The organism is Yoonia sp. (assembly GCF_046292185.1).
Lineage (GTDB): Bacteria > Pseudomonadota > Alphaproteobacteria > Rhodobacterales > Rhodobacteraceae > Yoonia.
On record NZ_JBKBQY010000009.1, the window covers coordinates 11203 to 23725 of the forward strand.

The window sequence follows — 12523 nt, forward strand, 5'->3', positions numbered from 1 at the left end:
TGGCGGGTGAAAATCCGCAAGATCATGAATGATCAGGATACCGATGCCAATCAAAAGGCCATCGATTCCCTGCTGAATTTCGAAACCGTCAAGTATTTCGGCGCCGAACAATGGGAGGCGGATCGCTATGACCGCGCCATGGCGCAATATGAAAATGCGGCGATCCGCACCAATTATTCGCTGGCCTTCCTGAATTTTGGCCAGTCGGTGCTGATCACCGGCGGGCTGGTGCTGGTCATGGTGATGGCGGCCTATGGCGTGCAGCGCGGCGATCTGACCGTGGGCGATTTTGTCATGGTGAATGCCTATATGATCCAGATCACCATGCCGCTGAATTTTCTTGGCACCGTCTACCGCGAAATCCGGCAGGCCCTGATCGATATGGGCGATATGTTCGATCTGCTTGGCCAACCGGCAGAGGTGCGCGATGCGCCGGACGCCAAACCATTGGTCGTGACCGGTGGGCGGGTCAGCCTGCGTGACGTGACCTTTGGCTATGACGCCGCGCGCGGGATATTGAAAGGCATCAACCTTGATGTCGCCCCCGGTCAGCGGGTGGCGATTGTCGGATCATCAGGATCGGGAAAATCCACCATCGGGCGGCTGTTGTTCCGGTTTTATGACGTGACGGGCGGCGCGCTGCTGATCGATGATCAGGACGTACGCGATGTAACGCAGGACAGTCTGCACGCGCAGATCGGCGTGGTGCCGCAGGATACGGTGCTGTTCAACGACACCGTGCATTACAACATCGCTTACGGCAGGCCGGACGCGGACGAGGCGGCGATCATCGCCGCGGCCAAAGCCGCCAAGATCCATGATTTCATCATCAGCCTGCCGGAGGGTTATCAGACGCAGGTTGGCGAACGCGGGCTGAAACTGTCGGGCGGTGAAAAGCAACGGGTGGGCATCGCGCGCACCCTGCTCAAGGACCCGCCGATCCTGCTGCTGGACGAGGCGACGAGCGCGCTGGATACCCAGACCGAGATGGAGATTCAGGCCGAACTCAGGGCCATGGGGCAGGGCCGCACGGTGATCACCATCGCGCACAGGCTGTCCACCATCGCCGATGCCGATCTCATCGTGGTGTTGGAAAACGGCGTCATCGTCGAACAAGGACCGCATGAGGCGCTGTTGGCGCAGGAAGGTCGCTATGCCCATCTGTGGAACCGGCAGGTCGAGGATGAGGTGATCGCGATCTGACACCCGACACGCGCGCCCCATCAACCCACCCAAGGATGACCCCATATGCCCGACACACTACCCCCATGCCCCGAATGCGGCGCGACCTTTACCTATGCCGTCGATGCGTTGCTGAACTGCCCCGCCTGCGGGCATGAATGGTCGGCAGAGGCCGACACCGATACCGACGTCATCCGCGACGCAGTCGGCAATATCCTGCAGGACGGCGACACCGTGACGGTGATCAAGGACCTCAAGGTCAAGGGATCATCTGCCGCCCTCAAGGTTGGCACCAAGGTCACGGGGATCCGGCTGGTCGGTGGCGATCACGACATTGATTGCAAGGTCCCCGGGTTCGGCCAGATGGGGCTGAAGTCGCAATTCGTCAAAAAGGTCAGCGATTGATCCGGCCGGGGGGAACGAAGACCCGGCCAGATCGTTAGCCCGGTCATGGAAGAACACCCCGTCAGAGACGTCGTCGACACAATCGAGGAATCCTCGCATGAGGAAAAGGTGGCCTTCGGCACCCTGATTCATGGGTTCGAGGATACGGCCTTTCCGCCCTGCCTGCTGGTGCCGTCCCTGCTGTTGGTATCCCCGCTCAGCGGTATCCCTTTTTTTTCCAGCTTTTGCGCCTTGGTGATCTGCCTGATCGCCGCGCAGGGGGCCTGGGGACGTGACCGGATCTGGCTGCCCGATTTCATGGCGCGGCGCGAACTGCCCGGCGACAAGCTGGACAAGGCCGCCCATGTGCTGGGCTATGTGGCGCGGGGGACCGAATATGTGACAAGGCCAAGGCTTGAATTCCTGACCGCGCCGCCGATGGACCGGGTGATTTATGGCGCGATGATCCTGCTGGCGGGCTGCGTGCCTTTGCTGGAACTGATGCCCTTTGCGTCATCGTTGATCGGGCTGATCGTGGCGGTGCTGGCCGTCGCGCTGATCACGCGCGACGGGCTGGTGGTACTGGTCGCGCTGGTGCTGGTCGTGGTGCTGGCGATCGTGGTCACCAATCTGGCCGGATTCGTCGGCGGGCTGTTCTGAACCATCGGCATTGATGTGATCCGACGGCGATGATCGGGCCGGATGACACAACTGGTAGGGGTCCTTGTACATGAAATCGGCAATCCGACGCGGCAATCGTCGCTCGCCTCTTGTCCCGCAGGCGCGCTTCACGATATGAACCCTGCAAGCAAATGCCGATGATGGCATGAAACGGGGGTCCGGGTGAGCGAGTCAGACAGCTTTATCAACGAAGTCACGGATGAAATGCGCCGGGAAAAGCTGTTCGGCTACCTGCGCCGCTATGGCTGGATAGCGGTGGTGATCGTGCTGGGCATCGTGGGTGGCACTGCTTGGAACGAATACCGCAACGCCCAGGGCCGCGCCGCGGCAGAGGGGGCGGGCGATGCATTGCTCGCCGCGCTTTCCGAAAATGACGAAGCCGCGCGCGCCGCTGCCATGTCCGATGTGAACGCCTCCGGCAATGCGGCGGTGATCACCGCTATGCTGACTGCCTCTACCCAGGAAGAAGCCGGCGATGTCGCGGCAGCGGCAGCCACGCTGGGCGCGCTGGCCGTCGATCCGGGAACGCCCGCGCTTTACCGTGACATTGCCGCGATCAAGGCGGCGATGCTGCCGGTGGGTGATATTGCTGACCGCCTGACCGCGCTGGCGGTTTTGGCCCAGCCCGGACAGCATTTCCGGCTGCTGGCGCTGGAACAGATGGCCTATCTGACGCTGGAAAACGGTGATCAGGCCGGGGCCGTTGCGATCCTGCGCCAGATTGGCGAAGATGCCGCCGTGACCCGCGGCCTGACGCAGCGGGCGCAAAGCCTGCTGATCGCGCTGGGTGAAGAACCCGCCACACCAACACAAACGCCTTAACCGGATTGGACCGACTATGAAAATCAGATCATTCCTCGGTACTGCCCTTGTCCTGTCGGTTCTGGCGGCTTGCGGTGAAGAACAGATCGTCTTGCCGGGCGAACGCTTTGACGTGCGGGCAGGCGGGGCCGAGGTGAACCAGATTCAGCCCATCAGCCTGCCACAGGCGCAGGCCAATGCCGATTGGACCCACCGCAATGGCGGCCCCGCGCATGTGATCAGCCACCCCGCGCTGGGTGCGGCACTTCAACCGGTGTTTGTCGCGAATATCGGCGAGGGCGACAGCCGCCGCGCGCGCATCACCGGTGAACCTGTCGTGGCCGGCGGTGTGGTCTATACCGTCGATGCCCGTGCGGGCGTCACGGCGACATCGACCAATGGGCAAAGGCTGTGGTCGCGTGATCTGACGCCGGAACGGTTCAATCCGCGCGACGCATCCGGTGGTGCCGTGTCCTTTGGCGGCGGGCGCGTCTATGCCGTCACCGGCTTTGGCGAAATCGCCGCGCTGAATGCCGCGAATGGCGAAGTCATCTGGACCAAGAACCTGAATGCGCCGGTCAATGCCGCCCCCACATTCAGTGGCGACACCGTCTATGTCAGCGCGCGTGACAGCACCGCCTGGGCGCTGGACGCCGCCACTGGCCTGACGCGCTGGCAGCAAAGCGGCACGCCATCGGTCACGACTTTCGGTGGCAGCGCCTCTGTCGCGGTGACCGGCGATACGGTTGTGATCCCGTTCCCATCCGGTGAAATCCTTGCGACCTTCCCTGCGGGCGGCGCCCCACGCTGGAGCAATGTCGTATCCGGTGACCGCGTCGGTCGCGCGGTCAGCCTTGTCAGCGATATCGCAGGCGGGCCGGTCATCGACGGCAACCGCGTCTATGTGGCAAGCTTTGGCGGACGCAGCGTTGCCTTTGATATCCGCGACGGCAGCCGGATCTGGACCGCAAGCGAAGGGGCGGTTGGCCCGCTCTGGCCTGCGGGCGGATCGGTGTTCATGGTCAATGACATCAGCGAACTGGTCCGGCTGGATGCCGCCAGTGGCACCCCTGTCTGGCGCACCAAACTGCCGGATTTCCTAGGGCAGAATACCCGCCGCCAGCGCAGTGTCGTGGCGCATTTCGGCCCCATTCTGGCTGGTGGGCGCCTGATCGTGGCGTCATCCGACGGGCTGATCCGGCAGTTTGACCCGGCTTCTGGCGCGCTGATCGGCACGGTCAATCTGCCCGGTGGGGCCGCATCGGCGCCGGTGGTGGCCGGTCAGACGCTTTACGTCATCAGCAAAACCGGGCAATTGCACGCTTTCCGTTGACGCGCGAATGGTGTAGCGGACGGGTTTAGACCCGTCTGGAGCCAGAACATGACCTTTACCCTTGCCATCGTGGGCCGCCCCAATGTGGGCAAATCCACCTTGTTCAACCGTCTGGTTGGCAAAAAGCTGGCCTTGGTCGATGATCAGCCCGGCGTCACCCGCGACCTGCGCGAAGGCGAAGGGCGGATCGCTGACCTGCGTTTCACCGTGATTGACAGCGCCGGTCTGGAAGAGGCGACAGATGACAGCCTGCAAGGCCGGATGCGCCGGTTGACTGAACGTGCCGTGGAAATGGCCGATGTCTGCCTGTTCATGATCGACGCGCGGGCAGGGGTTCTGCCTGCCGATCAGGTGTTCGCTGACATCCTGCGCAAGAAAAACGCCAATGTGATTCTTGCCGCCAACAAGGGCGAAGGCCGCGCCGCTGATGCCACCATCCTTGAGGCTTATGCCCTGGGTCTGGGCGAGCCGATCCGCATCTCTGCCGAACATGGCGAAGGCATGGGCGAATTGATGGACGTGCTGCGCCCGATTTCGGATGCGTTCGAGGAACGCGCCGCGATCGACGCGCCCGAGACCGATGTCGATGTGGGCGAAGATGACGAAGACGCGCCGCGCGTGCCCACCGCAGCCAAGCCCTTGCAGATCGCCGTCGTGGGCCGCCCAAATGCGGGTAAATCCACGCTGATCAACAAGATCATCGGCGAAGAACGCCTGCTGACCGGGCCAGAGGCCGGGATCACCCGCGATGCGATTTCCGTCAAACAGGTGTGGGACGGCGTGCCGATGCGGATTTTCGACACCGCCGGGATGCGTAAAAAGGCGCGGATCCAGGAAAAGCTGGAAAAACTGTCGGTGTCCGACGGTCTGCGCGCGGTGAAATTCGCCGAGGTCGTGGTGGTCCTGCTCGACGTGGAAATCCCCTTTGAACAGCAGGATCTGCGCATTGCCGATCTGGCCGAACGTGAAGGCCGCGCCGTGGTGATCGCCGTGAACAAATGGGATACCGAAGACGACAAACAGGACAAGCTGCGTGATCTGCGCCAAAGCTTTGAGCGCCTGCTGCCGCAATTGCGCGGCGCGCCGTTGGTCACAGTCTCGGCCAAGACCGGCAAGGGGCTGGACAAATTGCAGCAGGCGATCATGCGCGCGCATGACGTCTGGAACCGGCGCGTGACCACTGCGCAACTGAACCGCTGGCTGGTGGGGATGCTGGAACAGCACCCGCCGCCCGCGCCCGGCGGCAAGCGGATCAAGATGCGCTATGCCACGCAGGTCAAGACGCGCCCCCCTGCCTTTGTCGTGATGACATCGCATCCCGATCTGATGCCGGAAAGCTATAAACGCTATCTAGTCAATGGGTTACGCGTTGATTTTGATATGCCGGGGACACCGATCCGGCTGTATCTGCGCGATCAGGGCGACAAGAATCCCTACAAGGACAAGAAATCCTCGCAGCCTTCGCGCCTGTCAAAGCACCTCAAGAAATAGCGCGGCCCGCGGTGGTGATGGTCAGGATCGTCATCACCGTGATCCCCGCACCGGCCAGCAAGCTGACGCTTAGCTGGTCCATGCCATTGGCCATGATGATCGCGAACAAAGCCCAGATCACGGTCAGGCCATAGCCCGGCGCGCGGCTGCGGATCTGCACGAAGGCGCCAACGGCAAGTGCCGCGATAATCCCGACATAGGCCCAGCCAAGCGCGCCCATCAGCACGCCATAGCCCGCCGCCGTGCTGCCCAGCGACACGAATGCCGCCGCCGTCAACCAGCCGGCATAGACAGAAACCGGCGCGCGCAGCCAGTAACGGTCTGCCCGCGGCGCGGCGAATACGGCGATGATTGCCGCCGCTGCCATCGGGAAAATCAGAACCGTCGCCCAGATCGCGCTGGCATTGGCCACCGCCAGCCAGGGCGTGCCAAGCGCCAGAGAGACGATCAGCGGATCGCGTACCTTGTTCCATGATTTGTTGCGCGGTCTTTTCCAGATCCCGTAGATCGCGGATACCAGCAACCAGCCATAGATCAGCCCCCAGATCGAAAAGGCATAGCCCGCAGGCTGGATCGGCGGGTCAATCTGGGGAATCGGCAATTGATCCGACCGGAACCCCGAAAATGGGCTGGTGAAAAACGGTGACACCACAAAGGTCACGGTAAACAAAAGGGTCAGGATCGCGCGTATGTTCTTCATGGCACCACTCTATCACAGGTTGTCCGCTTGCACAGGGGCTTTCACACCAGCAGGCCCGATGCATCGATCCGGCTCTTGCCGCCCAGATAGGGATGCAGCACGGCGGGCAGATCGACTGATCCATCCTCTTGCTGGCCATTCTCGACCACCGCGATCAGGGTGCGGCCCACGGCCAGCCCCGACCCGTTCAGCGTATGGACAAATTCCGGCTTGCCGCCAGCAGCGGGCCGGAACCGCGCATTCATTCGGCGCGCCTGATAATCGCCGCAGACGGAAATCGAACTGATCTCGCGATAGGCATTCTGGCCGGGCAGCCAAACCTCGATATCATGGGTTCTTGTCGCGCCCGCACCCATGTCACCGGCGCACAGAACAACAGTGCGGTAAGGCAATTCCAGCTTTTCCAGCACGGTTTCGGCGCAGCGGGTCATGCGGTCATGCTCGGCAGCAGAGGCATCAGGTGTCGTAATACTGACCATCTCGACCTTTTCGAACTGGTGCTGGCGCAACATGCCCGATGTATCGCGCCCCGCCGATCCGGCCTCGGACCGGAAACACAATGTATGCGCGACATGGCGGCGGGGCAGGGTGGATTCATCCACGGTGTCGCCATTGACGATATTGGTCAGCGTCACCTCGGCGGTGGGGATCAGCCACCAGCCATTGGTGGTCTGATAGGAATCTTCGCCGAATTTCGGCAATTGGCCGGTGCCATACATCATCTCTTCACGCACCATGACGGGGGTGATCGTTTCGGTCAGCCCGTGTTCATCGACATGCAGATCCAGCATGAACTGCGCCAGCGCCCGGTGCAGCCGCGCCACAGCCCCCGACAGCAGCACGAAACGACTGCCCGACAGTTTCGCCGCCGTTTCAAAATCCATGCCCGGTTTGATGCCCGCAATCTCGTAATGCTCCACCGGGGTAAAATCGAAATTGCGCGGGCTGCCCTGGCGGCGGATTTCGACATTATCCGCCTCGTCCTTGCCATCGGGGATCGATGGGTCCGGCAGGTTGGGCAGGGTCGCCAGCAGATCATGCAGCGCAACATCCTGCGCTTTGGCCTCGTCATTCATCGCCGCGATCTGCGCCTTGCTTTCGGCCACGATGCCACGCAGGCGCGTGAACTCCGCGTCATCGCCACGCGCCTTGGCGGCCCCGACATCCTTGGAGGCTCTATTCGCCTCGGCCTGCGCGGTTTCTGCGGCAAGGATCAGCTTGCGCCGCGCCTCATCCAGCGCAAGGACCTTGGATGCCACCGGATCGAGGTGACGACGAGACAAAGCCGCATCGAACGCACTGGGATTGTCGCGGATGAGACGGATATCATGCATAGCTCTAGTCCTCGGGTTTATCGCTGGGTCGCTCTATGCCGCAGAATGATGGCGGGGGAAAGTGGGGAGCGACTAGTGTGGGTCTCAGACCCACCTTAAGGATAACGTTACGCGCGGGTTTATTATTGTTCGGGCTTTTGCCATTCGCGCCACGCGTTTTCGAAATCGTTATCCATCAGAGTTGAAGTCGGCCAAAATGAGGGCCGTTGAACCCCTTCAGGTAAAATCACGCTCGCATCCGCAAAGCAGGAAGCGAGGTGATGAGACCACGCTGCAACGTCATTCGCGAACAACAGCGGGGCTGTAAAATTTACCCGCCGCAGTGCACAAGCGTCCAACGTCGTTTCAGATTGGATGTGAGGCACCGACCCAGAAAAGATGCAACGTGATACCTTTGTGTTTCCTGAGATTCCTGCGAAAACAAAAGAGCAATCCTCAAACTGCGAAGAATCTATCTGCCGAGCTGAAAAGGCAGCGCCAAAGTTGCATCGTACAAAATGAACGCCCTGATAAATTTCTAAGTGCGTTTCAGCGTTCGTCTTCTTGCGTCGCGCGCTGAAATTGCAATCTATGAACCTTGCTGATGGTTTTCCTACAATCTGAAACCCTGATGTGATCGCATAGTTCATCTTAAGATTCGCGCCGAAACAGTTATAAAACTGGCTGTTGTGCAGATCTGTTGAACTTAGGACAGCGCCATCCAAAGCACAGTTCTGAAAAGCAACTGCCGGAAACGACAGGCCCTGAAGATCAAAAGCCTGCATGTTGATATCGCGAAGGTCAATATCTCCTGGAGTGAGGGAAGCACCCCTAACATCGCTCAGTTTTCCAAGTGTTTGCACCGCTTTTTCGATATCACGCCGTTTCACGACAAGCGTGTTTGACCATTCTGCCAGCGTTTGACGGCCCAGCGTGGCGGGCGCTTGCTCGGCAGGATAGCCCATGCTTACTTCTCGGGCAAAGATCGACAATTGCCGCGCGATCCTTGAGGCAATATCGGGGCGTTCGTTCGCCAGCCCCTGTAACCGATCAATTGCAGCAACCCGAGTGACGATGTCATCTTCCCACTCCGTGAGCACTACTTCTTTACCGTCCTGCTCAACCACCCGCGTCACCTGCCGCCGCGCTGCCAAATCAGTCGCCGCGGCATTGATCTTGTCGTTGAGCAGCGCCTCTACTGCCGTGTTGGCCTGCTGGGCTGCCACATAAGACCGCCAGACCAAAAAGGGGCCACCCAGCAGCGCGACGAGGACAAGGCCGATGTTGCGGATGCCTTCGCCATTTGGATCGTCACTGACGAGGGCCACGAAGAACAGTATAAGCGTCCAGCACGCAGCAATAACCAGCAAGGATGAGAACAGAACGCCCAGAAAACCAAGGAACCCGCCTAAAGGGCGTGCGTTCAGCCAATCGAAAGTCTGCCGCAATGCCAACCAGTCCAATAAGGTAGGCTGCCTTTGATCGTTCCGGGGCATCATTGTTCCTCGCTACACCACGCCCCCACACCCTGCCGTGAAAATCGTCGCAATAAAAGCCTGCCCGATTGCATCAGCCGCCCCCTTGCCCCATATGGCAGGGAGATAGGGACCTTGTTGCAAATCACCCACGCAGCTTTTAGGTTCGCGCGACTGACGGGCGGGACAGCCCGGACCAACACAAGGGATTTGAAATGAGACCTGCCGACCTGATTATGTTGCTGTTGATCTTCGGGATCATGTATTTCCTGCTGATCCGGCCTCAGCAAAAACGGCTCAAGGAACACAAGGCGCTGCTCGCCGGTCTGCGCCGGGGCGATCAGGTCATCACCCAAGGCGGCATCGTCGGCAAGATCACCAAGGTCAAGGACGAGGTTGAAGAGGTCGAGGTCGAAATCGCCAGCGGCGTCAATGTGCGCGTCATCAAGGGCACCATCGTGTCTGTGCTGAACAAGACCGAACCGACCAAAACCTGATTACGCCCGAAAAGGCCGCCCTTTATGCTGCACATCTCTTATCCCAAGCAGATCATGATCTGGCTGACCGTCGTGGTCGGGCTGATGATGGCGCTGCCGAACGGATTTTACGCCCGTGTCGAAACCGCCAATGACGCGCGCGCCATGATCGAAAGCGGGCAGACCAGCGCCACGCTGCAGGCGGATGCAGCGCGCTGGCCGTCTTTCCTGCCGTCCAATCTGGTCAACCTCGGCCTTGATCTGCGCGGCGGCGCGCATCTGCTGGTCGAGGTCGCGGTCGAAGACGTGCATGAGGCGTTTCTTGAGGGCTTCTGGCCACAGGTCCGCGATGTGCTGGCGGCGGAACGCGACACAGTCGGTTTCGTGACCCGCGAAGAAGGTGTGCCCAACCAATTGCGCGTGCGCATATCAGAGGCGGGCGGCGCCAACCGCGCCTTTGAACTGGTGCGCGGTCTGGGCCGTCCGGTCTCCACCTTTACCGGCGCGGCATCATCCAATATCGACGTGCGGCTGGACGGCAATCTGCTGGTCATCACGCTGAGCGAGGCGGAAATGGCCGCCGTCAACGAACGCACGATGCTGCAGACGCTGGAAATCATCCGCCGCCGGATTGACGAGGTCGGCACCCGCGAACCCACTATCCAGCGTCAGGGTGCGGAACGCGTGTTGGTGCAGGTCCCCGGCGTAGGATCGGCGCAAGAGGTCAAGGATTTGCTTGGCACCACGGCACAGCTGACCTTCAACCCTGTTGTGGCGCGCACCTCGGATGCCAATCAATCGCCCGGCACCGGCAATTTCCTCGTCCCTTCGGTCGACGAACCGGGGCTTTATTACATCCTTGAACGCCGGCCCGTCGTGACCGGCGAGCAGTTGGAAAATGCGCAGCTTGATTTCGACCAGAACGGAAGGCCCGCTGTCGGGTTCCGGTTCAACACCTCTGCCGCGCGGATTTTCGGTGATTATACGCTGGCCAACATCGGATCGCCGTTTGCGATCGTTCTGGATAACGAGGTGATTTCCGCCCCCACGATCCAAAGCCATATTCCCGGCGGATCAGGCATCATCACCGGCAATTTCACCACCGAAGAGGCGACCAATCTGGCGGTCCTTCTGCGCGCCGGTGCCTTGCCTGCGGAACTGACCTTTCTGGAAGAACGCACCATCGGCCCCGAACTGGGGCAGGACAGCATCGATGCCGGCAAACTGGCCGCGATTGTCGGCTCTGCGCTGGTCGTGTTGTTCATGGCGATGACTTACGGGCTGTTCGGTTGGTTCGCCAATATCGCGCTGGCGATCAATATGGGCCTGATCTTTGGCGCGCTGTCCCTGCTGGGTGCGACGCTGACCTTGCCGGGGATCGCGGGGATCGTCCTGACGGTGGGCATGGCGGTGGACGCCAATGTGCTGGTGTTCGAGCGGATACGTGAAGAGATGAAAACCGCCAAAGGCCCCGCCCGCGCGATTGAACTGGGGTATGAAAAGGCATTGTCGGCCATCGTCGACAGTAACTTTACCACTTTCATGGTGGCGGTGATCCTGTTCACGCTGGGGTCCGGCCCGGTGCGCGGCTTTGCCGTCACGCTGGGGCTGGGGATCGTCACATCGGTCTTTACCGCGATCTTTGTCACCCGGTCGCTGATTTCCATCTGGTTTGCCTATCGCCGACCCAAGACAATCGAGGTTTGATCACATGCGCCTGCGCCTGATCCCTGACGAAACCAACATCAACTTTTTTCGCTACGCTTGGGTGACCTTTGGTGCGTCGGCGGTAATGATGATGCTGTCTGTCGTCGTGTTCCTGATCTACGGGCTGAATTTCGGCATCGATTTCCGGGGTGGCACATCGATCCGGACACAATCGACCGAACAGGTCGATATTGCCGCCTACCGCGATGCGCTGGCCCCGATGAACCTGGGCGATGTCAGTATCACCGAAGTCTTCGATCCCACTTTCGATGACAATCAGAATGTCGCCATGATCCGCATTCAGGCGCAGGACGGGGATGAAAGCATCTCGCCCCAGATGGTCGCCGCCATTCAGGATGCGTTGCGGTCGGTCGCGCCGGATATCACCTTTCCCTCGGTCGAAAGCGTGGGGCCAAAAGTATCCGGCGAATTGATCCGCACGGCCATCCTGTCGGTGCTGGGCGCGTTGACGGCGATTGTGATTTATATCTGGCTGCGCTTTGAATGGCAGTTCGCGGTGGGGGCGGTGGCGGCCCTGATCCATGATGTGGTGCTGACCATCGGGCTGTTTTCACTCGTACAGATCCGGTTCGATCTGGCGATTATCGCCGCGATCCTGACGATTGTGGGTTATTCGATCAACGACACGGTTGTTGTCTTTGACCGTGCCCGCGAAAACCTGCGCAAGTTCAAATCCAAACCGCTGGTCGAGGTGTTGAATATCTCGGCCAATGAAACGCTCAGCCGGACGATCATGACATCGGGCACCACATTGCTGGCGCTGATCGCGTTGATCGTGCTGGGCGGTGATGTGATCCGGGGCTTTGTCTTTGCCATCGCCTGGGGTATCATTGTCGGGACCTATTCATCGCTCTATGTTGCCAAGAACATCGTGCTGATGCTGGGCGTCAAACGCGACTGGACCAAGAAAGACCCCGCTGCGGGCACGAAATACGGTCACATCGACACTTAAGGCAGAT

General features: G+C 60.4%; 12 protein-coding genes. 9 read left to right on the top strand and 3 right to left on the bottom strand.

The features are described 5' to 3' along the window. From ACK4TM_RS03135 to der, 6 genes are all read left to right on the top strand, one after another. Positions 1-1203 (top strand): ABCB family ABC transporter ATP-binding protein/permease (locus tag ACK4TM_RS03135; RefSeq protein WP_409696581.1); only part of this gene is annotated, 1203 nt, incomplete at its 5' end. Between the two features lie 45 nt (positions 1204-1248). Further along, positions 1249-1587 (top strand): zinc ribbon domain-containing protein YjdM, encoded by a 339-nt coding sequence (locus ACK4TM_RS03140; RefSeq protein ID WP_409696584.1) that lies wholly within the window; start codon positions 1249-1251, stop codon positions 1585-1587. A 45-nt stretch (positions 1588-1632) separates the two neighbouring features. Continuing rightward, on the top strand, positions 1633-2226 hold the full coding sequence (locus ACK4TM_RS03145; protein WP_409696587.1) for an exopolysaccharide biosynthesis protein: 594 nt from the start codon (positions 1633-1635) through the stop codon (positions 2224-2226). A 183-nt stretch (positions 2227-2409) separates the two neighbouring features. Continuing rightward, on the top strand, positions 2410-3069 hold the full coding sequence (locus ACK4TM_RS03150; RefSeq protein WP_409696590.1) for a tetratricopeptide repeat protein: 660 nt from the start codon (positions 2410-2412) through the stop codon (positions 3067-3069). A 16-nt stretch (positions 3070-3085) separates the two neighbouring features. Next, on the top strand, positions 3086-4381 hold the full coding sequence (locus ACK4TM_RS03155) for a PQQ-binding-like beta-propeller repeat protein (RefSeq protein ID WP_409696593.1): 1296 nt from the start codon (positions 3086-3088) through the stop codon (positions 4379-4381). A gap of 48 nt (positions 4382-4429) precedes the next feature. Beyond that, on the top strand, positions 4430-5872 hold the full coding sequence (gene der, locus ACK4TM_RS03160; RefSeq protein ID WP_409696596.1) for a ribosome biogenesis GTPase Der: 1443 nt from the start codon (positions 4430-4432) through the stop codon (positions 5870-5872). On the opposite strand, the gene ACK4TM_RS03165 is transcribed toward der, so the two are convergent. The 3 genes from ACK4TM_RS03165 to ACK4TM_RS03175 all read right to left on the bottom strand — a co-directional run bounded on the left by ACK4TM_RS03165 (position 5862) and on the right by ACK4TM_RS03175 (position 9381). Next, positions 5862-6572, bottom strand: a complete 711-nt coding sequence (locus ACK4TM_RS03165) for a hypothetical protein (RefSeq protein WP_409696599.1) — start codon at positions 6570-6572, stop codon at positions 5862-5864. The genes der and ACK4TM_RS03165 overlap by 11 nt on opposite strands. 41 nt (positions 6573-6613) lie before the next feature. Continuing rightward, complete coding sequence (gene serS, locus ACK4TM_RS03170; protein ID WP_409696602.1) at positions 6614-7906, bottom strand: serine--tRNA ligase; 1293 nt, start codon at positions 7904-7906, stop codon at positions 6614-6616. Between the two features lie 122 nt (positions 7907-8028). Then, positions 8029-9381 (bottom strand): hypothetical protein, encoded by a 1353-nt coding sequence (locus tag ACK4TM_RS03175; protein ID WP_409696605.1) that lies wholly within the window; start codon positions 9379-9381, stop codon positions 8029-8031. A gap of 194 nt (positions 9382-9575) precedes the next feature. Here ACK4TM_RS03175 and yajC point away from each other — a divergent pair, with 194 nt between their 5' ends. Genes yajC through secF form a run of 3 tightly spaced genes read left to right on the top strand, consistent with a single transcriptional unit; the run spans position 9576 to position 12516 of the window. Next, the gene (gene yajC, locus ACK4TM_RS03180) at positions 9576-9857 is read left to right on the top strand and encodes a preprotein translocase subunit YajC (protein ID WP_409696608.1); all 282 of its coding nucleotides are present in this window, start codon (positions 9576-9578) and stop codon (positions 9855-9857) included. A 24-nt stretch (positions 9858-9881) separates the two neighbouring features. Beyond that, positions 9882-11543, top strand: coding sequence for a protein translocase subunit SecD (gene secD / locus ACK4TM_RS03185; RefSeq protein ID WP_409696611.1), 1662 nt, complete (start codon positions 9882-9884; stop codon positions 11541-11543). Positions 11544-11547: 4 nt separating this feature from the next. Continuing rightward, positions 11548-12516 (top strand): protein translocase subunit SecF, encoded by a 969-nt coding sequence (secF, locus tag ACK4TM_RS03190; protein ID WP_409696614.1) that lies wholly within the window; start codon positions 11548-11550, stop codon positions 12514-12516. Positions 12517-12523 lie beyond the last annotated feature (7 nt).

Bases quoted from the DNA above. Each gene is read 5' to 3' on its own strand.
- serS (WP_409696602.1), bottom strand. From the start codon at position 7,906: ATGCATGATATCCGTCTCATCCGCGACAATCCCAGTGCGTTCGATGCG.
- der (WP_409696596.1), top strand. From the start codon at position 4,430: ATGACCTTTACCCTTGCCATCGTGGGCCGCCCCAATGTGGGCAAATCC.
- ACK4TM_RS03165 (WP_409696599.1), bottom strand. From the start codon at position 6,572: ATGAAGAACATACGCGCGATCCTGACCCTTTTGTTTACCGTGACCTTT.
- ACK4TM_RS03175 (WP_409696605.1), bottom strand. From the start codon at position 9,381: ATGCCCCGGAACGATCAAAGGCAGCCTACCTTATTGGACTGGTTGGCA.
- ACK4TM_RS03155 (WP_409696593.1), top strand. From the start codon at position 3,086: ATGAAAATCAGATCATTCCTCGGTACTGCCCTTGTCCTGTCGGTTCTG.
- secD (WP_409696611.1), top strand. From the start codon at position 9,882: ATGCTGCACATCTCTTATCCCAAGCAGATCATGATCTGGCTGACCGTC.
- yajC (WP_409696608.1), top strand. From the start codon at position 9,576: ATGAGACCTGCCGACCTGATTATGTTGCTGTTGATCTTCGGGATCATG.
- secF (WP_409696614.1), top strand. From the start codon at position 11,548: ATGCGCCTGCGCCTGATCCCTGACGAAACCAACATCAACTTTTTTCGC.
- ACK4TM_RS03140 (WP_409696584.1), top strand. From the start codon at position 1,249: ATGCCCGACACACTACCCCCATGCCCCGAATGCGGCGCGACCTTTACC.
- ACK4TM_RS03145 (WP_409696587.1), top strand. From the start codon at position 1,633: ATGGAAGAACACCCCGTCAGAGACGTCGTCGACACAATCGAGGAATCC.